The organism is Nonomuraea sp. NPDC050786 (genome assembly GCF_040654115.1).
Taxonomy (GTDB): domain Bacteria; phylum Actinomycetota; class Actinomycetes; order Streptosporangiales; family Streptosporangiaceae; genus Nonomuraea.
Genome location: NZ_JBFAHJ010000003.1, coordinates 374,005 through 398,605, shown reverse-complemented (window position 1 = coordinate 398,605; position 24,601 = coordinate 374,005). Strand labels below are relative to the sequence as shown.

Annotated in this window: 22 protein-coding genes; 6 read left to right on the top strand and 16 right to left on the bottom strand. The window is 71.5% G+C overall.

What is annotated here, in order from left to right; translation table 11 throughout:
* The first annotated feature begins 151 nt into the window (after nt 1-151).
* The 4 genes from AB0H84_RS09425 (at nt 152) to AB0H84_RS09410 (ending at nt 6,052) form a co-directional block, all read left to right on the top strand.
* Nucleotides 152-3,157 (top strand): GNAT family N-acetyltransferase, encoded by a 3,006-nt coding sequence (locus AB0H84_RS09425; RefSeq protein WP_357600675.1) that lies wholly within the window; start codon nt 152-154, stop codon nt 3,155-3,157.
* Between the two features lie 135 nt (nt 3,158-3,292).
* Nucleotides 3,293-3,883, top strand: coding sequence for a DUF5998 family protein (locus AB0H84_RS09420; RefSeq protein ID WP_344989111.1), 591 nt, complete (start codon nt 3,293-3,295; stop codon nt 3,881-3,883).
* 70 nt (nt 3,884-3,953) lie between these two features.
* Nucleotides 3,954-5,234, top strand: a complete 1,281-nt coding sequence (locus AB0H84_RS09415) for a nucleotide pyrophosphatase/phosphodiesterase family protein (RefSeq protein WP_357600672.1) — start codon at nt 3,954-3,956, stop codon at nt 5,232-5,234.
* The gene (locus AB0H84_RS09410; RefSeq protein ID WP_357600669.1) at nt 5,231-6,052 is read left to right on the top strand and encodes a sulfurtransferase; all 822 of its coding nucleotides are present in this window, start codon (nt 5,231-5,233) and stop codon (nt 6,050-6,052) included. The genes AB0H84_RS09415 and AB0H84_RS09410 overlap by 4 nt, the downstream gene beginning before the upstream one ends.
* A 382-nt stretch (nt 6,053-6,434) precedes the next feature.
* On the opposite strand, the gene AB0H84_RS09405 is transcribed toward AB0H84_RS09410, so the two are convergent.
* From AB0H84_RS09405 to AB0H84_RS09390, 4 genes are all read right to left on the bottom strand, one after another.
* Entirely contained in the window at nt 6,435-8,984 is a 2,550-nt protein-coding gene (locus tag AB0H84_RS09405) for a CHAT domain-containing tetratricopeptide repeat protein (RefSeq protein ID WP_357600666.1), read from the bottom strand.
* 78 nt (nt 8,985-9,062) lie between these two features.
* On the bottom strand, nt 9,063-9,509 hold the full coding sequence (locus tag AB0H84_RS09400) for a hypothetical protein (RefSeq protein ID WP_357600663.1): 447 nt from the start codon (nt 9,507-9,509) through the stop codon (nt 9,063-9,065).
* Nucleotides 9,506-10,033 (bottom strand): sigma-70 family RNA polymerase sigma factor, encoded by a 528-nt coding sequence (locus AB0H84_RS09395; protein WP_357600660.1) that lies wholly within the window; start codon nt 10,031-10,033, stop codon nt 9,506-9,508. Before AB0H84_RS09395 ends, AB0H84_RS09400 begins: the two co-directional genes overlap by 4 nt.
* Before the next feature lie 72 nt (nt 10,034-10,105).
* Nucleotides 10,106-11,119 (bottom strand): S8/S53 family peptidase, encoded by a 1,014-nt coding sequence (locus AB0H84_RS09390; RefSeq protein ID WP_357600658.1) that lies wholly within the window; start codon nt 11,117-11,119, stop codon nt 10,106-10,108.
* A 175-nt stretch (nt 11,120-11,294) separates the two neighbouring features.
* Between AB0H84_RS09390 and AB0H84_RS09385 the strand changes: the two genes are divergently transcribed.
* Nucleotides 11,295-11,789 carry a DUF3145 domain-containing protein gene (locus tag AB0H84_RS09385; RefSeq protein WP_357600655.1) on the top strand — a complete coding sequence of 165 codons (495 nt, stop codon included), beginning with the start codon at nt 11,295-11,297 and terminating at the stop codon, nt 11,787-11,789.
* A 160-nt stretch (nt 11,790-11,949) separates the two neighbouring features.
* Here the strand turns inward: AB0H84_RS09385 and AB0H84_RS09380 are convergent, their stop codons facing one another.
* The 9 genes from AB0H84_RS09380 to AB0H84_RS09340 all read right to left on the bottom strand — a co-directional run bounded on the left by AB0H84_RS09380 (nt 11,950) and on the right by AB0H84_RS09340 (nt 20,251).
* Nucleotides 11,950-13,374, bottom strand: a complete 1,425-nt coding sequence (locus AB0H84_RS09380) for a carboxyl transferase domain-containing protein (protein WP_357600652.1) — start codon at nt 13,372-13,374, stop codon at nt 11,950-11,952.
* A gap of 1 nt (nt 13,375) precedes the next feature.
* Nucleotides 13,376-14,608 carry a beta-ketoacyl-ACP synthase II gene (fabF, locus tag AB0H84_RS09375; RefSeq protein ID WP_357600649.1) on the bottom strand — a complete coding sequence of 411 codons (1,233 nt, stop codon included), beginning with the start codon at nt 14,606-14,608 and terminating at the stop codon, nt 13,376-13,378.
* 41 nt (nt 14,609-14,649) lie between these two features.
* Nucleotides 14,650-14,889: an acyl carrier protein gene (locus AB0H84_RS09370; protein WP_344989088.1), complete on the bottom strand. Its 240-nt coding sequence runs from the start codon at nt 14,887-14,889 to the stop codon at nt 14,650-14,652.
* Between the two features lie 72 nt (nt 14,890-14,961).
* Entirely contained in the window at nt 14,962-15,918 is a 957-nt protein-coding gene (locus AB0H84_RS09365; RefSeq protein WP_357600645.1) for a beta-ketoacyl-ACP synthase III, read from the bottom strand.
* Nucleotides 15,915-16,811: an ACP S-malonyltransferase gene (locus tag AB0H84_RS09360; protein WP_357600642.1), complete on the bottom strand. Its 897-nt coding sequence runs from the start codon at nt 16,809-16,811 to the stop codon at nt 15,915-15,917. The genes AB0H84_RS09365 and AB0H84_RS09360 overlap by 4 nt, the downstream gene beginning before the upstream one ends.
* Nucleotides 16,812-16,914: 103 nt before the next feature.
* A complete protein-coding gene (locus AB0H84_RS09355; RefSeq protein WP_357600982.1) occupies nt 16,915-18,039 on the bottom strand; it encodes a helix-turn-helix domain-containing protein in 1,125 nt (374 codons plus the stop codon).
* A 164-nt stretch (nt 18,040-18,203) separates the two neighbouring features.
* The gene (locus AB0H84_RS09350; protein WP_357600639.1) at nt 18,204-18,635 is read right to left on the bottom strand and encodes a DUF350 domain-containing protein; all 432 of its coding nucleotides are present in this window, start codon (nt 18,633-18,635) and stop codon (nt 18,204-18,206) included.
* Between the two features lie 20 nt (nt 18,636-18,655).
* Nucleotides 18,656-19,798 (bottom strand): glutathionylspermidine synthase family protein, encoded by a 1,143-nt coding sequence (locus AB0H84_RS09345; protein ID WP_357600637.1) that lies wholly within the window; start codon nt 19,796-19,798, stop codon nt 18,656-18,658.
* 3 nt (nt 19,799-19,801) lie between these two features.
* Nucleotides 19,802-20,251: a hypothetical protein gene (locus AB0H84_RS09340; RefSeq protein ID WP_357600634.1), complete on the bottom strand. Its 450-nt coding sequence runs from the start codon at nt 20,249-20,251 to the stop codon at nt 19,802-19,804.
* A 111-nt stretch (nt 20,252-20,362) separates the two neighbouring features.
* Here AB0H84_RS09340 and AB0H84_RS09335 point away from each other — a divergent pair, with 111 nt between their 5' ends.
* The gene (locus AB0H84_RS09335; RefSeq protein ID WP_357600631.1) at nt 20,363-21,385 is read left to right on the top strand and encodes a PHP domain-containing protein; all 1,023 of its coding nucleotides are present in this window, start codon (nt 20,363-20,365) and stop codon (nt 21,383-21,385) included.
* A gap of 32 nt (nt 21,386-21,417) precedes the next feature.
* On the opposite strand, the gene AB0H84_RS09330 is transcribed toward AB0H84_RS09335, so the two are convergent.
* Genes AB0H84_RS09330 through AB0H84_RS09320 form a run of 3 tightly spaced genes read right to left on the bottom strand, consistent with a single transcriptional unit; the run spans nt 21,418 to nt 24,452 of the window.
* Nucleotides 21,418-22,254: a carbohydrate ABC transporter permease gene (locus tag AB0H84_RS09330; RefSeq protein ID WP_357600628.1), complete on the bottom strand. Its 837-nt coding sequence runs from the start codon at nt 22,252-22,254 to the stop codon at nt 21,418-21,420.
* Nucleotides 22,248-23,123, bottom strand: a complete 876-nt coding sequence (locus tag AB0H84_RS09325; protein WP_357600625.1) for a sugar ABC transporter permease — start codon at nt 23,121-23,123, stop codon at nt 22,248-22,250. The genes AB0H84_RS09330 and AB0H84_RS09325 overlap by 7 nt, the downstream gene beginning before the upstream one ends.
* Before the next feature lie 12 nt (nt 23,124-23,135).
* Nucleotides 23,136-24,452, bottom strand: coding sequence for an ABC transporter substrate-binding protein (locus tag AB0H84_RS09320; protein WP_357600622.1), 1,317 nt, complete (start codon nt 24,450-24,452; stop codon nt 23,136-23,138).
* Between the last annotated feature and the right edge of the window lie 149 nt (nt 24,453-24,601).

The following is a 24,601-nucleotide window of genomic DNA, read 5'->3' as shown; positions in this document are numbered from 1 at the left end:
GCCTTCAGAACGAGCCTGGCCACGGCAAAAGTAACAGCTTCCGGGCTGCCCGTGGGGCGGTCCCAGGACACCGGGCTGCAGTCGATGCACAAGCGTTGTCCAACAGGGGCTCGGGTCTTGGCATGTGGGATGCGGGTTTACCCTCGTCGTTGTGGAGGCACACTATCCGGCCCACTGGGAGGCCGATGTCGTCCTGGCCGACGGCGGCACGGCACATGTCCGTCCGATCAAGCCCGCCGACGCGGACCGTCTCCGCTCTTTTTACTCGCGGCTGTCAGACGAGTCGATCTATTTCCGGTTCTTCGGGCCGAGGCCCCGGCTGTCCGACAGGGAAGTCGAGCGGTTCACGAACGTCGACTACGTCAACCGCGTCGCCCTGATCGCCACCATCGGCACCGAGATGGTGGCCGTCATCCGTTACGACCGGACCGGGCCGGGAGAGGCCGAGGTGGCCTTCCTCGTCGAGGACGCGCACCAGGGCAGGGGAGTGGCCTCCGTGCTCCTGGAGCACCTGGCGGCCACCGCCCGCGAGAACGGCATCGAACGCTTCGTCGCCGACGTCCTGCCCGCCAACATGCGCATGACGGGCCTGCTGCGCCAGGCCGGTTACACGGCCCAGAGCCAGTTCGAGGACGGCGTCGTACGCATGACGCTCGACCTGACCCCCACCGAGACCTCGACGGAGGTCACGCTCGCGCGCGAGCACCGGGCCGAGTCCAGGTCCATCGCCAGGCTGCTCACCCCCGGCTCGGTCGCCGTCATCGGCGCCTCGCGCGAGCCCGGCGGGGTCGGCCAGACCGTCCTCCGCAACCTGCTGGCCGCCGATTTCACCGGCCCCGTCTATCCGGTGCACCGGGAGGTGCGGGCCGTGGCGGGCGTGCGGGCCTATCCGAGCGTGGGGGCCATCGACGGCGACGTGGACCTGGCCGTGGTGGCCGTGCCCGCCTCGGGCGTGGTCGACGTGGTCAAGGAGTGCGCGGAGAAGGGCGTCCACGGGCTGGTGGTGGTCTCCTCGGGCTTCGGCGAGACGGGCCCGGAGGGCAGGGCCAGGCAGGACGAGCTGGCCCGCATCGCGCGTTCGTACGGGCTGCGCGTCGTGGGCCCCAACTGCCTGGGCATCGCCAACACCGACCCCGCCGTCAAGCTCAACGCCACCCTCGCCGCCACCCTGCCGTGCCGGGGCAAGGTGGGGTTCTTCAGCCAGTCGGGCGCGCTCGGCACCGCGCTGCTCCAGCGGGTGGCGCAGCGCGGCATGGGCATCTCGTCGTTCGTCTCCGCAGGCAACCGGGCCGACGTCTCCGGCAACGACCTGCTGCAGTACTGGGAGGAGGACGACTCGACCGAGGTGATCCTGCTCTACCTGGAGTCGCTCGGCAATCCGCGCAAGTTCACCCGGCTGGCCAGGCGCATCTCCCGGAGCAAGCCGGTCGTGGTGGTCAAGAGCGGCGGCACGCCCGCCGGCCACTCGGCGGAGGAGCTGGGCCTGCCGGACTCGGCGATCAGCTCGCTGTTCGAGCAGGCGGGGCTGATCAGGGTCGACGACCTCATCCAGCTCTTCGACGTCGGCCAGTTGCTGGCGTACCAGCCGCTGCCGGCCGGGCCCAGGGTCGCGCTCGTGACCAACTCCGACGCGCTCGGCCTGCTCGCCGCCGACTCCTGCCTGGCAGCCGGGCTGGAGCCGCGCCCGCCGGTCAACCTCGGTCCCGCCGCCGGAGCCTCGGAGTTCGGTACGGCGCTCGCCGGCGAACTGGCCTCCCCCGACGTGGACGCCGCCGTCGTGATCTACATGCCGCCCATCCCCGGCGACACGGACGAGGTGGCGGCCGAGCTGCTACGGGTCTCCAAGGACTCCGCCAAGCCGGTGCTCGCGACGTTCCAGGGCCATCTGGGTATGCACCCGTCGCTGCGCGTCGGGACCCGGGTGCCGGGGTGCGAGGTGACGCCGTCGCGCGGCTCGATCCCGTCGTACGCGGCGCCGGAGGAGGCGGTCAGGGCGCTGGCCCACGTGGTCCGCTATGCGAGGTGGCGCGCCCACCCGGCGGTGCCGCCACCGGAGCTCGACGGCATCGACACGGCCCGCGCCAAGCACCTGGTCCGCACAGCCCTGTCCATCGCCGCCCCCCACCCCGCCGCACGGGGTTCGTCGCCCGCTGGGGCCGCTGAACCGCCGTCCGCTCGGGCCACCGAACCGCCGTCCGCTCCGGCCGCCGAACCGTCATCCACACCGGACGACCTCAGGGACGCCTCCGCGAGTGTGGCGAGCGTTCCGGCTGAGGTGGCGGGTGGTCCCAGCCCGACGGCGGCGGGCTCCTCCGACGTGCCCTCGGGCCGGTCGCCGGGCGCATCCACCGAGTTGGCCCCTCCGAGCACCTCGGAGCCATCACCCCCCGCCGGGTCGACGACCGCTTCCGCCGGGTCGGCGGCCGCTCCCGCCGAGTCGCGGGGCGCCGTCAACGAGTCGCCGTCGGGTGTGTTCGCGCAGCCCGGGCCGCCGGTCGAGGTCGACGCCACCGAGTTGCTCTCCTGCTACGGCCTGACCGTCTGGCCGTCCGAGGTGGTGCGCTCGCCGGACGAGGCGGTGGAGGCGGCCGAGCGGCTCGGGTGGCCCGTGGTGCTCAAGGTGGCCGATCCCGGCGCCTCGCGCCGCGCGGGCACCGTACGCCTCGGCCTGACCGGCCCCGAGATGGTGCGGCACGCCTTCGCCGGGTTCGCGGGCCAGCTGGGCCAGGAGGTCGAGCTGGCGGTCCAGCGGATGGCGCCGCAGCCCGCCGTGCCGACCGTCGTGGGCGCCGTCGAGGACCCCGCGTTCGGCCCCGTCGTGTCGTTCGGGCTCGGCGAGGTGACCGCGCGCCTCCTGCTCGACCAGGGGTTCCGGCTGGCGCCCCTGACCCGTGAGGACGCCGCCGCCCTCGTGCGCTCCGTGCGGGCGGCCCCCCTGCTCTTCGGCCAGTACGGCTACCCGCCCGTGGCCGTGCAGGCCCTGGAAGACCTCCTCGTACGCGTCGGCCGCCTGGCCGGGGACCTACCGGAGGTCGCCAGGCTGGACCTGGACCAGGTGCTCGTCGGCGAGTCGAATGTCATCATCCTCGGCGCCCGCGCCACCCTGCGCACTCCGGCCGGCCCGCGCCTCGACGGCGGCCCTCGGAGACTCTCCTGATCCGCTCTCAGCGAATGACGGCGAATGGCGGCAAATGAAGTGAACCCAAGTGCCATCTGATGCCTGGATAAAAGACGTTATAGAGCGTTATATCCGGCGGGTGAGTGTACTGCCCGTCCCTGGCAGGATGGACCCATGAGGGAAACCCGAGTCTCCGCCGCGGGCCTGCGCGAAGCGATCGAGCGCAGCGGCTACTATCCCGACCTCGTCACCGACGCGGTCGAATCCGCGCTGGGCAAGGAGGCGGTGACCGCCTTCGTGGTCCATCACGAGGCCACGTTCGATCCCGCGATGGAGGTGCGCCGGCACGTCACCGTCCTGGTGCTGTCGGCGACGCGGCTGCTGGTCTGCCACACCGACGAGCACCCCGCGGTGGAGGGCGTCTCGACATCCCACGCCTCGACGACCACGGAGGCCGTCCGGCTGAGCCGTATCCAGTCGGTCGCGGTCACCCGCGTGGTGCCCGATCCCGCCTCGTACGTGCCGGGTGTCCCTCCGACGGAGGCGACCCTCACGATCGGCTGGGGCGCCATCTCCCACGTGGACCTGGAGCCGGCGACGTGCGGTGACGAAAACTGCGAGGCCGACCACGGCTACACGGGCGCGATCACGGCCGACGACCTGTCGCTCAGGGTCAGCGAGGCGGCCGACGGCCCGGAGGCGGTCACCCACGTTCTCGCCTTCGCCAAGGCCCTGTCCGAGGCCACCGCCCGCGCCGCCTCCTGAAACCGCCGCCCGAGGGGTGGAGAGGTCCGCGCGAAAAGGGAGAAATTCGCCAAGGCATAGGATGATGGGCATGCTGGTGCCGGGGTACGGCGGCGGGTCGCTGGCAGATCTGCCTGGGGCGTTGCTGGCGGCGCTGGGCGTCCACGAGCCCGGCACCTCTGCTACGTCGAGCGCTCCCGAGACGACCTCCGAAGGGCCTGGCACGGCGACCGCGCGCGACTCGGCCACCGCGTCGGCCACGGCGACCGCGCCGGACACGGCGACCACGCGAGACTCGGCGACCGCGCCCGACAGGGCCCCCACCTCCACCACGTCAAACGTCCCCCCGCTTGTCCTGGAGCCCGCCGAGCGCGTCTGCCTCTTCCTGGTGGACGGTCTGGGCGCCGAGCTGCTGCGGTCGCACGCCGATGCCGCCCCGTTCCTCTCCTCGATGGCGGGCAGGACGCTCACCGCCGGATTCCCCGCCACCACCGTCACCAGCCTCTGCTCCCTGGGCACCGGCCTGACACCGGGCGAGCACGGCATGCTCGGGCTGACGCTGGCCGTGCCCGGCACCGGTCACCTGTTCAACTGCCTGCGGTGGAGCCTGCCCGGCGGCCTGACCATGGATCCGGATCAGTGGCAGCCCGCCCCGACCGTCTACCAGCGCGCCGTACGGGCCGGGATCGACTCCGTCTACGTCGGTCCCGCGCAGTTCGAGGGCACCGGGCTGACCAGGGCCGTCTATCGAGGCGTGCGTTACGTGGCCGCCGACGCCGTGGGCGACCGCGTGGCGCGGGTGCACGAGGCCCTGCGGGCGGGTTCGGCGCACGTCACCGTCTACTACGGCGACCTGGACGCCGCCGGCCACATGACGGGATGGGGGAGCGAGGAGTGGCTCCGGCAGCTCGCCGTCGTCGACGACATGGCGCGCCGGCTCGCCGAGGGACTGCCTCCCGGCTCCGCGCTCTACGTGACCGCCGACCACGGCATGGTCAACGCCACCGAGAAGATCGACGCCGAGCAGGTGCCCGGGCTGATGGAGGGCGTGGCACTGCTCGGCGGGGAGGCCAGGGCCAGGCACGTCTACGCCGAGCGGGGCGCGGGGAAAGACGTGCTGGAGGCGTGGCGCGACACCCTCCGAGACAAGGCCTGGGTAGTGTCCAGGCAGGAGGCGGTGGAGTCGGGCTGGTTCGGGCCACGGGTGCGGGACGCGTGGCTGGAACGCATCGGCGACGTCGTGGCCGTGCCCCACACCGACCTGGCCATCACCGCCCCCACCCGCAACCCGATCGAGGCGCTCTTCATCGGATACCACGGTTCGATGACGGCGGCCGAGCAGCATGTCCCGCTCCTGGAGGTACGCACTTGACCAGCCCGCTGATCACACCTGCCGCGCTCGACGCGCTCGACGACGTCACGGTGCTCGACGTTCGCTGGCGGCTGGGCGGACCGCCCGGCGTGGAGTCCTATCGCGAGGGGCACATTCCCGGCGCCGTCTTCTGCGACCTGGACAAAGACCTCGCGGCGCCTCCCGGCGAGGGCGGCCGGCATCCGCTGCCCGAGGCGGAGGCGTTCCAGAGCGCGATGCGGCGGCTCGGGGTCTCCGACGGGCGGCCGGTGGTGGTCTACGACGACACCGCCTCCACGGTCGCGGCCAGGGCGTGGTGGGCGCTGCGCTACTTCGGCCACCAGGACGTTCGCGTGCTCGACGGCGGACTGCCCGCGTGGACCGAGGCCGGGCTGCCCACGACGAAGGACGTGCCGGCGTCCGGCCGCACCGAGGGTGACTTCACCGCGAGGCCGGGCGGGATGCCGGTGCTGACCGCCGACGAGGCGGCGGCGCTGGCCACCCAGGGCGTGCTGCTCGACGCCCGGGCCGCCGAACGCTACCGGGGCGAGGTCGAGCCGATCGACCCGGTGGCCGGGCACGTCCCGGGGGCGGTCAGCGCGCCCACGACCGAGAACGTGGGGGCCGACGGCCGCTTCCTCGCCCCAGCCGCTCTTCGTGACCGCTTCGCCGGGCTCGGGGCCGGCGAGGGCGTACCGGTGGGTGCGTACTGCGGCTCTGGCGTGACGGCCGCGCACGAGGTGCTGGCGCTGGAGGTGGCGGGCCTGCCTGCCGCGCTCTATGTGGGCTCCTGGTCCAACTGGGTCGCCGACCCCTCCAGACCCGTCGCCACGGGCTGACCCCGTCGTTCCGGTGGCTGGTCGTCCCGGTGACTGGCAGTCCCAGTGACCGGCCGCCACGGGCTGAGCAGCCGGCCGTGCGGCGCGGGCTGTGCGGAGGCGCGGGCCGTGCGGAGGCGTTGGCCTTCCGAGGCGTTGGCTGTGCGGAGGCGTTGGCCGTCCGAGGCGTTGGCTGTGCGGAGGCGTTGGCCGTCCGAGGCGTTGGCTGTGCGGAGGCGTTGGCCGTCCGAGGCGGTAGCTGTGCCGAGGCGCGGGCCGTGCGGCGGCGCCGGCTGTCCGACTGCGCCGGCCGCTCCGGCCGTGCGGCTGCTCGGGAGGGCCGGCCGCTCCGGTCGTTCGGCCGCCTCTCCAGAGGGCCGTGGCCTGCCGCGGGCTCTCCGCGTCAGTACAACGGGCGGCTGCCTGCGCCGAAGCAGGCGAAGCCGGTTTCGCCCGTCTTGGCGGCGGCGGACGCCAGCGCCGCGTCCGGTGGCAGGCCGGTCGCCACGAGTTCGTGGAACATGCTCATCAGCGCCCGAGCCGCCTCGTCGCGCACCGGCACCAGCCCGGCCACCACGCACGACGACCCCTTGGCCAGGAACGCCCCCGGCAGGCCCAGCGGCGCCCCCTCGACCGGCGCGCGCGACATCCCGGAGTTGCAGGCCGACAGCACCACCAACCCCGGCGACCGCGGGATGTCCAGCAGGTCGTACGCCATGAGCGACCCGTCCTCCATGGTGATCCCGGACACCAGCGGACTCCGCGCGTGAAAGACCCCGTGCGCGGCCAGATGCAGCACGTCAGCCGCCTCCAGCGCCTCCAGCACCGCCTTGGTGCGCCCCGGCACCTCGCGGCCGTCCGGGTGGCAGGCCAGTACGTCCGCCACCTCGGCGTGCGCGTGCGTCAGAGCGGGTCCGGCCGCCGCCACCACCACCGGTGGCCCGCCCTGACCGGAGAGAGCGACCTCCCTGGCGTGCACCCAGGCCTCCCTGGCATGCACCCAGGCGGCGGCGCCGGCGGCCACGCTCACCGGACGTTCGCGCAGGCACGGCAGCGCACCCCACGGCAGCGTGTGCAGGGCGCCCACCGGCACCATCACCAACGGCCCGTCGCCCAGCTCCGCCAGCAGCGGGTGCAACAGCAGCCGCTCGACCTCCAGGCCCGCCGCCTCGACGTTCCCAACGTCGCAGGGCGAGCACCCGACCGGTGCGGCGGAGCGGCGGCGTAGCGCGTACCGCAGGCGGACGATCGCCTCCTTGATCGTCCGCAGGTCGCCCACCCGCCGCAGCGCCACCCGCTCCCCAGTGATCACCACGGCCAGCAGGGCGTCCTCGTCCGCCACGAACTCCACCAGCGCCCCGGACCCCAGCCCGGCCCGCACCCGATCGGGCGTCACCGGCGAGCACGCATGCGAGGGTGCCGCCACCGCCCGCCACCGCTCCGCGAACTCGAACACTTCCCGCGCGCGCCCTCCACGCACCGCCAGCCCCAGCCCGAAGGCCGCCAGCCGCTCCCCGGCCCTGGCCGCGTGGGCGCGCAGCGAGGGGTCGTCGAACGTCTCCACCCGCTCGCTCACCTCCGACAGCCCGTTGCGGACCGCCCGGAACGCACCCGTGGCGTCCTCCTGCAGCGACGCCTCCAGCGCGAGCGCGTGCTGGCGTACGGGCGCCAGGATGTCCGGCGTCCGCGCGGGCTCGGCGGCCAGGGAGGTCAGCCGGGTACCGACCGGGGTCCACGGCTCCTCGCGCTCGGCGTGCTCGGTGAGGCGGGCGAGCTGCGCCGAGGCTGTCGGGTGGTCGTCGAGGGCCAGCGCCGCCTCGGCCGCCACCAGCCGCAGCGCGGCCGCCCCCTCGAGGTGGGCGGAGTCGTCCTCCAGCTCGTCCGCGCACGCGATCAGCTCGGCGAGCAGAGCGGGGGTGACGGGCTCGAGCGCCAGCCGGGCACGCAGGACGACCTCGTTCGCCAGCGGCAGCCACGAGGTGCGGCCCTGCGCGGCCAGCTCGGCGGCCGCCTGCTCGGCCACCTGCCGCGCCCGGTGCGCGTCGCCGGTGAGCAGCTCCACCTGGGCCAGCTTCAGCCGCGCCTCGGCCAGTGCCACGTGCGCGCCCGACGCCTCGAGATCGGGTACGGCCAGGCTCAGCATGGCCCTGGCCTCGCCGGGCAGATGGGCGGCCAGCAGGGCGCCGGCGAAGTCGGCCCGCATCGTGGCCAGCCGCTCGGGGAAGCCGAACAGGGTGTCCTCGGCCTCGCGGTAGTGCTTGAACGCCCCCGCGATGTCGCCACGCCGTACGGCGAGGAAGGGCAGGTTCGCCGCGGACAGGCGGGCCAGGTGCCGCAGCCCCGAGCTCTGGGAGATCTCCAGGCAGGCGGTGAGGTCGCGCATGGCGGCGTCCCAGTCGCCGCGGTAGGAGTGGACGAGGCCGCGGTTGAGCAGCCCGCCCGCCAGGAACCGGCGGTCGTCGATGGTGCCGGGAGCGGTCACGAGCACCCGCAGCGCGCGGTCGCAGGCGGCGATGGCCTCCTGGTGGCGGCCGAGGCGGGCCAGGGCCACCGCGCGCTGCGTGTCGAGCTTGGCGCGGTCGAGCGGCGAAAGATGCGACCAGGCCAGGGCGGCCACGTGCAGGGCCTGGCGTGGGTGACCGCGTTCGGTGCGTACGGTGACGAGGGAGAGGCGGGCCTGGGCGACCCGCTCCGGCGGGGCGTCCTCGGTGGCGATGGCCTCGCGGAGATGGTGCTCGGCGCTGCGGAGATCGCCCAGCTCGCGGGCGGCCAGCGCGATGGCTCTGAGTGCGACGGCCTCGGCCTCGGGATGGCGGGCGCGGCGGGCGGCGGCCAGGACGAAGCGGCCTGCCTGGAGTGCGTGATCGGGATCGACCAGGGAGCGCATGACGGCGGCCTCGGCCGCCACGACGAGTGGGTCGCGGTCGCCGGGCGGGTCTGGTGTCGCGCTCATGTCGGGGCCTTGATACGAAATGGCCGAGAGAGGGATCGCGGCTCTCTCGGCTGGTCGGTGGGTCGTCGGGTCGGGGGGTCAGGGACGGATGCGTACCCATCTGGTCTGGACGGGTTTCTGGCCGACCCGGTGGCACACGATGCTGAGCCAGCCCGGTGGCAGGCCGGTGACGGCGAACTCGCCCGTGGGCGTGACCCGCCGGGACAGTGTCAGATGAGGGGTTTTCACATCGATGAGGGCGCCCTCTCCGGGGTTGGGGGAGATGTGTCCGGCGACATCGATGAGGCCGTCGCCGATCGTCACCTCCAGATCGAAGGTGAGATCCGCCGTGACGAAGCGCACCAGGTGGGAGCCCTCGCCATCGCGTACGCCGCCGGCTGCGGCGCACTCGCCGGGAGCGGCCGTGACCGCTCCCGGGACCCGAAGCCCGTACACGTCACGTGCGGCGGCGGACACGTGACCGGGGATCGGGTCGTTCCCGGAGGCCAACCGGAGGGCCGCCAGGAAGTATTCATCGTTGATCATTGCGCTGTCTCCTGTAGTGAGAGCAGAGTGCGCAGTTTTTCCAGGCAGCGGGCCTTGGTCGGTCCGATGCTGCCTACGGGGAGCCCGAGCCGAGCCGCGATCTGCTGGTTGCCGACGTCGATGGCGACCAGCTGGAGGAGTGACCGGCAGGGTTCGGGCAGGGTGGAGACCGTCTTCCAGAGCAGGCGCCTGCCGTCGGCCTCCAGGACGGCGGACTCCGGGTCAGGGTCTTCGACGACCTCGAAGGAGGAGAGGCGCGGGCTCTCCTTCCGCAGCAGCAGGAGGGCTTCGCGGCGCACGGTCGTCATGAGCCAGCCCCCCACCCCCGCTGGATCCCTGATGCTCTGCAAGTGCTGCAGCAGGCGCAGCCAGGAGCCCTGGACCGCGTCCGCCGCGTCGGAGGGGCTCAGGCCGCACGCGCGGGCCACAGCCCACATACGCGGCCCGAACCTGGACTCCAGCTCGTCCCAAGCCGAGCGGTCTCCCTCAGCGGCCGCGACAAGCAGCTCCGCTGGATCCCGCATGCGGCCTCCTTTCGCCCGGCACGGACAGGCGATCATGCCTCCCCGTGATTACCTGAGGACTGAGCGTAAACTCTACAGACTCGCCGGGATGTGAACTCCCAGATCGGGAATTTGCCGGGCGCCCTCCGAGTCGAACAGGCGCCTGGCCACCTCCTTGGCCGGCTCGCTCTTGGCCGCGTCCGCGACGGCCCCCGCCACCAGGGCGGTGGCGAAGGACGTGCCACTCCACGTCGCGTAGCCGGCGAAGTCGCCCCCGTCCAGAAAACTGCTGGTCAGCCAGTCGCCGCGGGCGCAGGCGTCCACCCAGGTGCCGTAGCCGGAGTAGGGGGCCCTGCGCTCCTCGGACGCGTCCACGGCGGCCACGCCCACCACATTGGGCAGCGCCGCGGGCCAGAACGGCCGGTCGGACCCGGTGTTGCCCGCGCAGGCCACCGTCACCGTGTCCTGCAGCGCGGCGATGGCGTCGCCCAGGAGCTGAGGCGGCCGGTCGTCGAAGGTGTGGCAGCCGAAGGAGAGGTTGAGCACGTGTGGCGGTCGCTCACGCATGCGGAAGAGGGCGCGTGCGACGGACGCCTCGTCGCTGATGCCGTCGCCGTCGAGCACCCGGTGCACCCGCAGCGCCGCGCCCGGTGCCCGGCGGGCCAGCAGGCCGGCGATGAACGTGCCGTGGCCGGCCTGCGAGCCCTCGGTCGCGTCGGCGTCCTCCGGGGCGGTCTCGCCGTACCAGTCGCTGCCGGCCCACCACGGGTGCTTGGCCACGCCGGTGTCGAGCAGCCCCACGACCACGTCCGAGTGGGACCGGCCCGGTTTGTGGGGGATGGGCGGGACGGGGAAAGGTCTGGACGCGGGACCGCCGAAGAACAGGGGCTGGCCGCGGAGGACGTGGTTCGGCGACGCTCTGAGGCCCTGTTCGCGTAGTTCGGCCGTGATCTCGCAGGGGTCGGCGCCGGGCGACAGGTGGATCACGCAGACGCCGTCCGCCTCCGAGACCGCCTGGGTCCACCGCCTGGCGGCGGAGAGCGCGGGGCGGTCAGTCAGCACCTGACCAGGCCGGATGAACGCCGCGCCGACAGATTGCATTTCCATGAGGCGGTATGTTTCCCCGCTCGTCCAACTGTCACATGCCACTCCCGCACCAAGTTGGTATGGCCCCCCTCTGGTGTCAGATAGCGACCGACGGTAGTCTCTCCCTAGTCACTTGTGATCATCCCGGGGCGAGGCCGTTGGGGAAGGCGCACCTCGTACCGAAACGGGAGGTCCGGTGTCTGCTCGTGGCGTCCTTTACGTCCACTCGGCTCAGCCCGCGCTGTGCCCTCACATCGAATGGGCAGTCGCGGGTGTCCTTGGCGTGCCCGTAGACCTGACGTGGACGCCGCAACCCGCCGCGCCCAACGTCGTGCGCGCGCAGGCGGAGTGGGAAGGCAGGCCGGGCATCGCCGCGGCCATCGCCTCCTCGCTCATGGGCTGGCAGCGCCTCCGGTTCGAGATCACCGAGGACGCCTCGCCGGGTGTGGACGGGTCCCGCCACGCCTACACGCCGACCCTCGGCGCCTTCACCGCGGTCATCGGCGTCGCGGGCGACATCATGATCCCCGAGGACCGGCTCAGGACCGCGATGATGATGGCGGCCCAGGGGCGGTGTGTGCTGGAGGACGAGCTGGACAAGATGCTCGGGCGGCCCTGGGACGAGGAGCTGGAGCCGTTCCGGTACGCGGGCGACGGCGCCCCGGTCCGCTGGCTCCACGCCGCCGTCTGACCCGCGCCACGGGCTCCCGTCACCCAAGAGGCCCCGCACCGACGCCGGTGCGGGGCCTCTTGGGAAGTCGGCCGGGCCTCGCCCCCAAGGGCAGGGGAGGCACACGCCGAAAGGACCCCGCCGATGCCGGCGAGGTCCTTCGGAAGAGCTCGGAGTGGGGTTACAGGGGGATGTTGCCGTGGGCGCCGCGGGCAGGCGTGGCCTGGGCGAGGACCTTGGCGATGGCGCCGCGCGTCTCCGCGGGCTTGATCACCTCGTCGATGACCCCCAGCTCCTGCGCCCGTACGAGCCCACCGGCCAGCTTCTCGTGCTCGGCGGCCAGCTGCTGCTCCAGCTCCGCCCGCTCCTCCTCCGGCGCCGCGGCCAGCTCGCGCCGCTTGAGGATGCGTACGGCCGCCACCGCCCCCATGACCGCCACCTCGGTGGTCGGCCAGGCGAACACCTTGGTGGCGCCGAGCGCGCGGGAGTTCATCGCGATGTACGCCCCGCCGTACGCCTTCCGCGTCACCAGCGTGACCCGCGGCACCGAGGCCTCGGCGAAGGCGTGCAGCAGCTTGGCCCCCCGCCGGACGACCCCGTCGTGCTCCTGCCCGACCCCGGGCAGGTAACCGGGCACGTCCACGAGGACAACCAGCGGCACTCCGAACGCGTCACACATACGAACGAATCGGGCGGCCTTCTCGGCGGACGTGGCGTCGAGGCAGCCGCCGAGCCGCATCGGGTTGTTGGCGATCACACCGACCGTCCGGCCCCCGAGGCGGCCGAGCGACGTGACGATGTTGGGCGCCCACTTCGGGTGCAGCTCGATGCCGGTCTCGTCGAGCAGGCCGTTGACCAGCGGCTTGACGTCGTATGCGCGCCTCGCCGAGTCGGGCAGCAGCGTGGAGAAGTCCACTTCCTCGATTTCTCCGGTGCGCACCCGGCCCTGGTGGCCGAGGAGCGTGGCGAGCTGGCGCGCCTTGACGTACGCGTCGGTCTCGGACTTGGTGACGACGTGCACGACGCCGCTGCGCTTGCTGTGGGGCTCGGGGCCGCCCAGTGCCGCGGCGTCGACACTCTCGCCGGTGACGCTGCGGACCACGTCGGGGCCGGTGACGAAGATGCGGCCGGAGTCGGCCAGGATGACCAGGTCGGTCAGCGCGGGGCCGTAGGCGGCGCCGCCGGCGGCCGCGCCGACGACCACGGAGATCTGCGGCACCACGCCGGACGCCTTCGTCATGGCGGCGAAGACCGTGCCGACGGCGTGCAGCGACTCGACGCCTTCGGCGAGTCGCGCACCGCCGGAGTGCCAGATCCCGATGATCGGCACCCGTTCACGGACGGCCACGTCGTAGGCGTGCACGATGTGCTCGCAGCCCTCGCTGCCCATCGCGCCGCCCTGGAAGCGGGCGTCACTGCAGAAGGCGACGACGGGAACACCCTCGACGCGGCCCATGGCGGCCAGCACACCGCTCTTGTCCTGGGGAGTGATCAGCCGCAGCGAGCCCTCGTCGAGCAGCGCGGCCAGCCGGACGACGGGATCACGGGGATCCGCAGGCTCCTGTGAGGAGCCGTCTGCCGTCACCCTGTTGTCCAGCACGGTCATGTCAGGCTCCCTTGAACACGACGGCCACGTTGTGGCCGCCGAACCCGAACGAGTTGTTGACCGCGGCGATGTCACCTTCGGGGAGCGTGCGGTTGGCCCCGTAAACGAGGTCCACCTCGATGCCGTCGTCGGGGTTGTCGAGGTTGATGGTGGCGGGAACGATCCGCTCCTGCAGCGCCTTGATCGTGAAGACGGATTCGATGCCCCCGGCCCCGCCGAGCAGGTGGCCGGTCATGGACTTGGTGGAGGTCACCAGCGGGTGGTTGCCGATGGCCTTGGCCACCGCCTGCACCTCGCCGACGTCTCCCGCGGGGGTGGAGGTGGCGTGCGCGTTGACGTGCTTGACGTCGAGACCGGTGATGTCCGCGTCGTTCAGCGCCTGCGTCATCGCCATGATGATGCCGCGGCCCTCGGGTTCGGGCTGGGTGATGTGGTGGGCGTCGGCGGAGTAGCCGACGCCGGCGCAGTAGGCGTAGATCCGCGCGCCGCGCGCCTTGGCGTGCTCCTCGGACTCCAGCACCACGATGCCGGCGCCCTCGCCGAGCACGAACCCGTCACGGTCGCGGTCCCACGGCCGGGAGGCGCCCTGCGGGTCGTCGTTGCGCTGGGACATGGCCCGCGCGGCGGCGAAGGCGGCCATGTTGAGCCCGTGGATGGCGGCCTCGGTGCCGCCGGCGACCACGATGTCGGCGCGGCCGGCCCTGATCATGTCCATCGCGTGGCCGATGGCCTCTGCTCCGGACGCGCACGCCGACACGGTGGCGTGCACGCCGGCCTGGGCACCCAGGTCGAGGCCGATCCAGGCGGCAGGCCCGTTGGGCATGAGCATCGGCACCGTGAACGGCGAGAGCCGATTCCAGCCCTTCTCGCGCCAGGTGTCGTAGGCGCTCAGCGTGGTGCTGATGCCGCCGATGCCGCTGGAGACCACGACGCCCAGCCGCTCCGGCGCCACCTCGGGAGCGCCGGCGTCCTGCCAGGCCTCCCTGGCGGCGACCAGCGCGAACTGCTCGCTGCGGTCGAGGCGGCGGGACTCGGGCCGGGGCAGCACCTCGGTGGGATCGACAGCTGCCGTCCCCGCGAACTTCACGGGGACGGCGTCGATCCAGTCCGTGGTGAGGGTCTCGACACCCGACTGACCGGCGAGGAGCGCCGTCCAGGTCGAGGTGACGTCTCCACCGACGGGCGTCGTCGCGCCAAGCCCGGTGACGACGACACGTGCCCGGTTCGCACTCACTTTTTCGCGCTCCTTGCTAGCCAGAATGAATGGGGTTGGTCTCAGCCCTGGATGAAGTTGAGGACGTCCTTGACCGTCTTCAGGTTCTTGAGCTGGTCGTCGGGGATCTCGACGCCGAACTCGTCCTGGGCGGCCACGGCGATCTCGACCATGGACAGGGAGTCGATGTCGAGGTCGTCCACGAAGCTCTTCTCGGGGGTCACGTCCGAGGCCGGGATGCCGGTGATCTCGTTGATGATCTTGCCGAGGCCCGCGAGGATCTCCTGCTCGGTGGCAGCCATGTCGATGGTTCTCCTTTGATTTCTGGGTTCTGTACGGCAGCGCCGTACAAGCTCTTGATGGGTGGGGGGAGGCTAAGGGATCTCGATCACTTGGGCCGCGTACGTGAGGCCCGCGCCGAAGCCGAGCAGCAGCGCGAGGTCGCCGGAGCGGACCTCGCCGCGCTCGATCATGCGCGAGAGCGCCAGCGGGATCGAGGCGGCCGAGGTGTTGCCCGCGTTGACGATGTCGCGGGCGATCACGGCCTTGTCGGCGCCCAGCTTGCGGGCGATGGCCTCGATGATGCGGAGGTTGGCCTGGTGCGGCACGAACGCGCCCAGCTCCGCGGGGTCCACGCCCCCCCGCTCGCAGGCTTCGAGCGCCACCGGGTGGAGCGCGGTGGTCGCCCAGCGGAAGACGGTCTGGCCCTCCTGGTGGAGGAAGTGCTCGCGGTCCGCGACGTTGATGGCCTCGGACTTGTCGCCGGCGCTGCCCCACACCACGGGGCCGATGCCCGGGGTCTCGGAGGCGGCCACCACCGCGGCGCCCGCGCCGTCGGCGAAGATCACGGCGGTGGACCTGTCGGTCCAGTCGACCCACTGCGACAGCTTCTCCGCGCCGATGACCAGCACGTTCCTGGCCGCGCCCCCGCGGACGGCGGCGCTCGCGGTGGCGAGCGCGTAGCAGAACCCGGCGCAGGCGGCGTTCACGTCGAACGCGCCGGGCGCCTTGATGCCGAGGCGGTGGGCCACGACGGCGGAGGCGTTGGGGATCTGGGTCTCGAGCGTGCAGGTGGCCACGATGACCAGGTCGACGTCCTCCGGCGACAGGCCGCTCGCGGCCAGCGCCTTGCCGCCGGCGATGGTGGCCATGTCCTCGACGGACTCGCCGTAGGGGGCGATCCGGCGCTCCTTGATGCCGACGCGGGACTGGATCCACTCGTCGTTGGTGTCCATGGTCTTGGCCAGGTCGTCGTTGGTGACGACGTTCGCCGGCTGGTAGTGGCCGAAGGCGAGAATCTTGCCGCCCGGGGCGATGTCGGGGACCTTCACTTGATCAGCTCCCTGGCCGCTTCGAGGTCGTCGGGGGTCTTCAGCGCCACGGTCTGAACGCCGGACAGGCCGCGCCTGGCCAGGCCGGTGAGCGTGCCGCCGGGCAGCAGCTCGATCATCTTGGTGGCGCCGAGCGCGCCCATGGTCTGCATGCACGAGTCCCACCGCACGGGGCTGCTGATCTGCTTGACCAGCCGCTCCACGAACTCGGCGCCGCCGGAGACCGCCTGGCCGTCCGAGTTGGACAGCAGCGTGATGCCGGGGTCGGCGGGCACGACGGTGGCGGCGGCCTCGCGCAGGCTCTCCACCGCGGAGGCCATGTGGCGGGTGTGGAAGGCGCCTGCCACCTTCAGCGGGATGAGGCGGGCGCGGGCCGGCGGGTCGTCCTTGAGCGCGGCGAGCTGCTCGAGCGTGCCGCCCGCCACGATCTGGCCGGCGCCGTTGATGTTGGCGGGGGTCAGGCCGTGCTTGTCGATGGCGGCCAGGACCTCGTCCTCGGCGCCGCCGAGCACGGCGGTCATGCCGGTCTCGGTGACGGCGGCGGCCTTGGCCATGGCCTTGGCGCGCTCGCGGACCAGCGTGAGCGCCTGCTCCTGGGTGAGCACCCCGGCCAGCGCGGCGGCGGCGAACTCGCCCACACTGTGGCCGGCGACCACGTCGGGAGCCGCGCCGAGCACCTCGGCCGAGGCCAGCGCGGCGGCCACGAGCAGGGGCTGCGCGACCGCGGTGTCGCGGATCTCGTCGGCGCCGGCGGTGGTGCCGTAGGCGATCAGATCGAGCCCGACGACCTCCGACCAGGTGCCGATTCTGTCGGCCACGCCAGGCAGCTCGAGCCAGGGGGCCAGGAAGCCTGGCGTTTGGGCACCTTGGCCCGGAGCGACGAGTACAAGCACAAACCCCACCTTGCCCTGTAGAACTCCGACACGCGGATAATGATCCGCACGAACTTCCTCCGGGGGGTTTTGTAGGAAGCCTACAGTGGGGGTTTCGCCGCCATTACGTTAGGGCGCGCCATGTTTCGGCGCTCTCCGACAACCGCCCGAGAATCAGTCCGACCTGGAGAGTGAAGGCCGACCTGCCCTCGGTGGGCTGGTATCCGGTCAGCTCGGTGATCTTCTTCAGGCGGTAGCGGACGGTGTTGGGGTGGACGAACAGCAGCCGCGCCGTCGCCTCCAGCGAGGTGCCCTGCTCCAGGTACGTGGCCAGCGTGTCGAGCAGCGGCGTGCCGGCGAGCGGCAGGTAGACGTTCTCGATGAGCTGCTGCCTGGCGTCGTCGTCGCCGTCGAGCGCCCGCTCGGCCAGCAGCTCCTCCGAGTGCACCGGCCTCGGCGCGTCGGGCCAGCCGCACGACGCCTTCAGCCCGGCCAGCGCCGCCCTGGCGGAGCTCGCGGCGGCGTGCAGGTCGGCGACCTCGGGGCCGATGACGATGGGGCCCATCCCGAAGCGGTGCACGACCTGCTTGGCCGCGTCGTTGACGCTGCCCGCGCCGCCCACGATCACGATCAGCCGGTCGCCCTGCACGCCGGCCAGCAGGTCCATGCCGATGCGGCGGCCCTTCTCCCGCAGGCCGTCGATCACCGCGCGGGGATCGTCGTCGGGGGCGTGGCCGGCGATGACGACCACGGGAGAGGAGGTCCAGCCCAGCGCGGCCGCCCAGGAGTGCAGGCCGTCGTCGACCTCGCCGCGTACGAGGGCGTCCACGATCAGGGCCTCGAGCCTGGCGTCCCACGACCCCCTGGCCTCGGCCTCGCGGGCGTAGACGTGGGCGGCGGCGAAGGCGACGTCGCGGGTGTAGCGGAGCATCGCCTGCTGGAGCTGGTCCTCACCGCCGGGCGCGGCCAGCTCGTGGGCCTGCGCCTCGACCACCTCGACCACGACCCTGACGATGTCGACGGTCTGCTGGAGCGAGATGGAGCGCTTGAGCTCGCGCGGGGCCGTGCCGAAGAACTCGATGCTGGGGGTGGGGCGATCCTCGCCGGCGGTCGAGAACCACTCGACGAACGCGGCGATGCCGGCCTGCGCCACGAGCCCCACCCACGACCGGTCCTCCGCGCTGAGCGCGCGGAACCACGGCAGCTGCTCGTCCATGCGAGCCATCGCGGCCGTGCCGAGCGAGCCCATGGCCCGCTCGAGCCTGCGTGTGGTGTCCTCGCGGGTCCGGTCTGTCACGCCTCCTAGAGTGCCAGCTCCGCCCGGATGACCGCGACGGCCGCTCGGTGCCTGTCGCGACGCCGCGACGGCCGCCGGCCGCTCTGCCGCGGTCAGGACGCCGTACGTACGGGCGGCTAGATGACCGCGACCGCGGTGATGAGGCCGATCGCCACGTGCGTGACGGCGAGCAGCCGCGCGCCCGGCTGCAGCTCCTGCTCCTTCACCAGGTCGCGTACGGAGATGCCCACGACGCGGTCGAACACCAGCATCGCCACGGTCTGCACCACGATGCCGACCAGGCCGAACACGGCCGTGCCCGCCAGTCCCTCCGCGAGCCGGCCGCCGGAGGCCCAGATGGAGGAGGCCACGATCAGGCCGACGGCGGCCAGGGCGGAGGTGGTGAGCAGCGTGGCGTTGGGGTTGCGCTGGGTGCGGATGATCTCGCTCAGTTTGCCGGGGGTGGCCCAGTCGATCACGTAGAAGCCGACGATCATCAGGATCACGCCGACGGCGGCGTAGGCGGCGATGGCGCCGGCGCCGCGGGCGAGGGTCTCGAGAAGGGTCACGGTGATTCCTCTTCAGGGGGTCAGGCGATGAGGTGGGGGACGAACGAGGAGGTGTCGTCGGTGATCAGGCCGCTCGTCTCCCTGATACCCAGTCCGGCGGCCTCGTCGGCGACCACCCAGGCACCGAGCACCGGCCGCTGCCCCTCGAACTCGGGCAGCGCCTCGAAGCCCTGGAAGACGTAGCCCTCCTGGCCGTAGGAGCCGGGCGTCTCCTGGACGCCCTCGGGGGTGACGATGCGCATGGAGGCGCCCTCCCTGCCGAGCAGCGGCTTGGCGATGTAGGAGGTCAGCTCGCGCGGCCCGTCGAGGTAGGCGGGCAGCAGGTTGGGATGGCCGGGGAAGAGCTCCCACAGGACGGCCAGCAGCGCCTTGTTGGACAGCAGCGTCTTCCACAGCGGCTCGACCCAGGTGGCGTGCCGTACGGCGTGCCGCCCGAACTCGTCGGCCAGCATCCACTCCCAGGGGTAGAGCTTGAACGCCGAGCGGATCGGGCGCTGCTCGACGTCCACGAAGCGGCGGTTGAGTGAGTCCCAGCCGATGTCCTCCATGGCGATGGCCATCGTCCGCAGGCCGCCCTGCTCGGCGGTCTCCTGCAGGTAGGCCACCGTCATGGCCTCCTCGCCGGTCTCGTCCGCGTTCGTGAACGCGAAGTGCGTCGGCCCCGGCGGCAGCCGCAACTCGCGCCAGCGCTCGATGAGCCGTTCGTGGACGGAGTTCCACTGGTCGGCGCCCGGGTGGACGTCCTGCAGCCAGAACCACTGCACAACCGACGACTCCACGAGCGAGGTCGGCGTGTCGGCGTTGTACTCCAGCAACCTCGCCGGCCCCGTGCCGTCGTAGCGCAGGTCGAAGCGGGCGTACAGATGCGGGTCGCGGCGCTCCCACGAGCGCGCGACCTCCTCCCACGCCCACTCGGGGATGGCGAAATCGGCGAAGCGCCCCGTCGTGACCACGTGTTCGGCGGCGCTCAGGCACATCTCGTGGAGCTCTCCGACCTGCTCCTCCAGCGCCTCCACCTCGTCCAGCGAGAAGACGTAGTGCACGGACTCGTCCCAGTAGGGCCGGGCCAGCCCCGACGGGTGCGCGGCCCGGTGGTAGGCCAGGCCCTGGCTCTCGATCGTCTTCTCCCAGCCCGGCCTGGGAGTGCCATGCTCACGGCGCATGTGTCAGCTCCCGCTGCTCCAGCGGTTGCCGAAGCCACCGCGCTGGATCTCTTTCCCCGAGCGGCTGCTGATGGTCACGTCGGACGGGCGGTAGGTGCTGCCGTTGTACACCCGGTCGCCCCTCCTGGTGCCGCCGTAGTACCAGTGGTACGCCCCGTGCGAGCCGCCGTTGCTGAGCCGGTACGAGCTGTTGTTGTCGTCGTCGTCGCAGTAGGAGTCGTCCACGACCTGGTAGGAGCCCGGGTCGGGAGTCGGCGTGGCGCCGTCGGTCGTGAGCGTGGGCGTGTCCTCCTCCACGAGGAGGACGCAGTCGGCGGTGACGTCGTCGTCGTTGGACTCGGCGATCGCCCAGACGGCGACCATCGTCACGGACAGCGCGCCGAGGACTGTCAGCACGACGGCCTTGGACGACTTGCGCTCTGGCGCGTCTTGGTGCTGGGGCGGTGGTGCCATCAAGCTCCTGCTTTCCTGGGCCGATCAGCCTATCGGTGGTGCTTGTCCGCGTTCAATCCGGAAGGTGGCCGATCTGGCGGGTGCCGGCTGCCGGGGGGTATGAAGTGACCCATGGAACCGGTTGAGGCACTACGCGAGATCGCCTTCCTGCTGGAGCGCGCCGGAGAGCCCACGTATCGCGTGCGAGCCTTCCGCCGCGCCGCCGAGGTCGTCGCCGACCTGCCCGGGGACGAGCTGGTGCGGTTGTCCCGCACCGGCGGACTCGGTGACCTGCCGGGCATCGGGAAGGTCACCACACTGGTGATCAACGAAGCGCTGGAGGGCCAGGTTCCGACCTATCTGCGCAGAATGCGGGCGACCGCCGGAGTCCAGCTCGACGAGGAGACCGCCGCCCTGCGATCCGCGCTGAAAGGGGACCTGCACAGCCATTCGGACTGGTCGGACGGCGGCTCGCCGATCGAGGAGATGGCGGAGGCGGCCATCGGGCTCGGCCACTCCTACCTGGCGCTGACCGACCATTCACCCCGGCTGAGCATCGCCAAGGGGCTGTCGGCCGAGCGGCTGGAACGTCAGCTCGACGTGGTGGCCAAGCTGAACGAGCGGCTGGCCCCGTTCAGGATCCTGACCGGCATCGAGGTGGACATCAACCTGGACGGCTCGCTCGACCAGACCGACGAGCTGCTCGGACGGCTGGACGTGGTGGTGGCCAGCGTCCACTCCAAGCTCCGCATGGACGGCGAGGACATGACCCGCCGGATGGTCACCGCCATCGCCAACCCCCTGGTGGACGTGCTCGGCCACTGCACGGGACGGGTGGTGCAGGCCGGGGGCAAGCGTGGCGAGCGCCGCCCCGAGTCGTCGTTCGACGCCGAGCTGGTCTTCGAGGCGTGCCGCCGCTTCGGGGTGGCGGTGGAGATCAACTCCCGGCCCGACCGTCTCGATCCCCCCAAGCGGCTGATGCGGCTGGCGTACGAGATGGGGTGCGTGTTCGCGATCGACTCCGACGCCCACGCGCCCGGGCAGCTCGACTGGCAGCGGTACGGCTGCGAGCGCGCGGCGAGATGCGGCGTCGAGGCGGACCGGATCGTCAACACCTGGCCGGTGGGGCGGCTGCTCGAGTGGGCCGCGGCCTGAGCCGCCCCTACTTGCCGACTCCGTCAGCGGGCCTACTTGCCGACTCCGTCAGCGAGACCCTTGATGATGTAGCGCTGGCCGAGGAAGAAGAGCAGGACCACGGGGAGCGCCGCGATCACCATCCCGGCGAAGACGACCGGGTACTCGGTGCCGTGCTTGCTCATCAGGCTCGTCAGGCCCACGGGCAGGGTCTGCACGCCGGTCCCGCTGGTGAAGATCATCGCGAAGAGGTACTCGTTCCAGGTGAAGAGGATGTGCAGCAGGATCGTCGAGGTGAGGATCGGCTTGCACATCGGCAGGATGATCCGCCAGAACGCCGTCCACCGGCCCGCGCCGTCCATCTCGGCCGCCTCGTCCACCTCGCGGGGCAGGTCGATCATGTACGCGCGGATGAGGAAGGTCGTGAACGGCACCCGGAAGGCGGTGTAGAGGATGAGCAGCGCCCAGAACGTGTTGTACAGCCCCATCGCCTGGAACATCTTCACCAGCGGCACGAGCGCCACGGTGGGGGCGAGCATGAGCCCGCCGAGTATCGCCGCCGTGAGCGTCCTGTTGAGCGGGATGTTCACGCGGGTGAGGCCGTAGGCGGCCCACGCGCTGACGAACACGGTGGCGACCGTCGAGGTCAGCGTGACCAGCACGCTGGTGGTGAGGTAGTCGCTGACGCCGCGGTTCCACGCCTTGGCGTAGTTCTCGAAACTCCAGTGCAGGGGCAGCGCGAACGGGTCGCCGAAGAGCTCGGCGTTGGTCTTGAACCCGTTGAGCGTCATCCACAGCAGCGGATAGAGCACGACCACCGCGAGGGACAGCAGGAAGGCCCACATGAAGACGCGGGCGATCACTCCGAGGAAGCTCAGGCGCGTCACCATTCCACCCTTCTCCTGCGGGTGACCCAGAGCTGCGCCACCGCGATGCCGAGCGTGATCAGGAACAGGACGTTCGCGATCGCGGCGGCGTAGCCGAAGTTGTTGCGGACGAACCCGCTGCGGTACAGCCAGGTGCCCAGCACCTGGGTCGAGTTGTTCGGCCCGCCGGCGGTCATCACCATGACCTCGTTGAACACCTGGAAGGCGCCCGAGATGGTGACGATCGCCATGAGCCCGGTCATCTCGCGCACGAGCGGCACCGTCACGTGGAAGAACCGGCGGACCGCGCCGACGCCGTCGATGGCGGCGGCGCCGTAGATCTCCGAGGGGATGCGCTGGATCGCGACCGCGAACAGCAGCGTGGAGTAGCCGAAGCCCTGCCACTGGCTCATCGCGACGATCGCGGACATGGCCGTGCTCTCCTGACCCAGCCACGCCTGGGCGAACTGGCCGAGGCCCACCGCCTTCAGGGCGTGGTTGAGAGGGCCGAGGTTCGGCTCGTACAGGAAGTAGAAGAGCAGCCCGGAGACGGTCAGCGAGATCGCCGAGGGGATGAAGTAGACCGCGCGCAGGCCACGCCGCCACCGCTCGCTGCCGATGCTCTCGATGAGCGCGGCGAGCAGGAGCGCGCCGAACACCTGGAACACGACGGAGACCACCGCGTACAGGACGTTGTTCCCCAGCGACGTCCAGAACACCGGGTCGTCGACGAGCTTGACGTAGTTGTCGAGCCCGACGTACTCCTGGCTGCCGCTGTAGATGTCCCACTTGAGCGTGCTGAACTGCAGGTTCTGCACGAGCGGCAGGTAGACGAACACTCCTACCAGCACGAGGGCCGGCAGGACCCACACGAGCCTGAGCGTGGCGCGCACGTACGCTCTCCCCTACTTGGCCTGGGCCGAGGCCTGGCGCACGCTTTCGAGCACCTGCTCGGCGGTCTTGTCGCCGCTGACCATGGCCTCGCCGCCGGCCAGCCACGCGTCCGCCACCTCGGGCACGGTGACCATGTCGAGCCAGATGGCCAGCTTCGGCGCCTTGTTGACCTGCTGGATGCCCTCGTAGACGGCCTTGCTTGAGGTTTCCGGCGTGACCGCTCCGACGACCGTGCTGGGCTGCCCGTACGGCGGCGCGGAGAGCGTCTTGGCGTTCTTCTCGCTCGTGACGAACTTCATGAAGTCGACGGCGAGCGGGATCCTGGGCGACTTGGCGTTGACCAGGTATCCCTCGGGCGAGCCCTCCAGCACCGTCGGGTCGCCGGGGGCGTTCTTCGGGACCGGGAGCTGGAAGATGCCGAAGTCCTCGGGCTTGAGCTTGCTCGACGTCGCGTTGTCGAACTCCAGGATCTCCTGGTAGTACATGGCGGCCTTGCCGTTGGCGAAGGCCTCCTGCGCGGAGGAGTAGAGCACGCCGTTGGTGCCGCTCTTCGTGTCCGTGCACTGGTCGACCAGCGTCTTGAACTGGTTGAGCGCGGTGACGTAGCCGGGGTTGTCCAGCTTGGCCGTCTCCGGGACGAAGTCGGCCTGGAGCACGGCGTCCGGCACGTTGTAGGCGAACAGCTGCTGCAGGTAGTGCAGGGCGGGCCAGCCGTCCTTGTTGCCGAAGGCGACGGGCTCGTACCCGGCCTTGCGCAGCGGTCCGCAGGCGGCGATGAGGTCCTCGAACGTCTTCGGCACCTCGACCCCGGCCTTGGCGAAGGCGCTCTTGCTGTAGCCCATGAACTTGCCGTTGCCGTACAGCGGGATCCCGTAGTTCTTGCCGCCGCGGGCGAAGGCGGCCAGCGAGCCGGGGCTGAACGTCTTGCCCCACTCCGTGTCCGGGCCGATCACCTTGGTGAGGTCGGCGGCGCGGCCGCCGCGGATGTAGTTGTCCGCCCAGTTGCCGGTCCAGGTGAAGTAGACGTCGGGCAGCGCGTCCGAGGCCGTGAGGGTCTTGAGCTTGTCCTTGACGCTCTGGTCGGTCTCCTGGATGAGCTCGACCTTCACCTGCGGGTGCTGCTTCTGGTACTCGGCCGCGAGGCTCTCGAAGTAGGAGTCCGTCGGGTCGCCGGCGAACTTGGTGAGCACGCTGAGCGTGCCGGAGAAGTCCGGCTTGGCAGCCGCGTCGGCCGCCGGGGCCTGCGCGGAGCCGCCGCCGCCGGAGCATGCGGCCAGCGTGAGGGTCCCGATGAGTGCCGCGAACGTCGGCAGTGCGCGAGGGCGCATGGGCTTCCTTTCTCTTTCAGGAACGCCTTTGGTGTTGGCCGACCCTACAGTGCGTCTGATACCGGTACCAGCCCTAGCGCCAAGATCTTTTCTGTCGCAGCCCGAATCTGCCGTTGTAATCCCTGTTCATAGCTTTGGTGTTTGACGGA

Coding starts and splice junctions, on each gene's coding strand:
- AB0H84_RS09395 (WP_357600660.1), bottom strand. CDS start 10,033: ATGCGGGATCCAGCGGAGCTGCTTGTCGCGGCCGCTGAGGGAGACCGC.
- AB0H84_RS09335 (WP_357600631.1), top strand. CDS start 20,363: ATGGAACCGGTTGAGGCACTACGCGAGATCGCCTTCCTGCTGGAGCGC.
- AB0H84_RS09415 (WP_357600672.1), top strand. CDS start 3,954: ATGCTGGTGCCGGGGTACGGCGGCGGGTCGCTGGCAGATCTGCCTGGG.
- AB0H84_RS09355 (WP_357600982.1), bottom strand. CDS start 18,039: ATGGGCTCGCTCGGCACGGCCGCGATGGCTCGCATGGACGAGCAGCTG.
- AB0H84_RS09330 (WP_357600628.1), bottom strand. CDS start 22,254: ATGGTGACGCGCCTGAGCTTCCTCGGAGTGATCGCCCGCGTCTTCATG.
- AB0H84_RS09340 (WP_357600634.1), bottom strand. CDS start 20,251: ATGGCACCACCGCCCCAGCACCAAGACGCGCCAGAGCGCAAGTCGTCC.
- AB0H84_RS09420 (WP_344989111.1), top strand. CDS start 3,293: ATGAGGGAAACCCGAGTCTCCGCCGCGGGCCTGCGCGAAGCGATCGAG.
- AB0H84_RS09390 (WP_357600658.1), bottom strand. CDS start 11,119: ATGGAAATGCAATCTGTCGGCGCGGCGTTCATCCGGCCTGGTCAGGTG.
- AB0H84_RS09405 (WP_357600666.1), bottom strand. CDS start 8,984: ATGAGCGCGACACCAGACCCGCCCGGCGACCGCGACCCACTCGTCGTG.
- AB0H84_RS09370 (WP_344989088.1), bottom strand. CDS start 14,889: ATGGCTGCCACCGAGCAGGAGATCCTCGCGGGCCTCGGCAAGATCATC.
- AB0H84_RS09320 (WP_357600622.1), bottom strand. CDS start 24,452: ATGCGCCCTCGCGCACTGCCGACGTTCGCGGCACTCATCGGGACCCTC.
- AB0H84_RS09380 (WP_357600652.1), bottom strand. CDS start 13,374: ATGACCGTGCTGGACAACAGGGTGACGGCAGACGGCTCCTCACAGGAG.
- AB0H84_RS09345 (WP_357600637.1), bottom strand. CDS start 19,798: ATGCGCCGTGAGCATGGCACTCCCAGGCCGGGCTGGGAGAAGACGATC.
- AB0H84_RS09400 (WP_357600663.1), bottom strand. CDS start 9,509: ATGATCAACGATGAATACTTCCTGGCGGCCCTCCGGTTGGCCTCCGGG.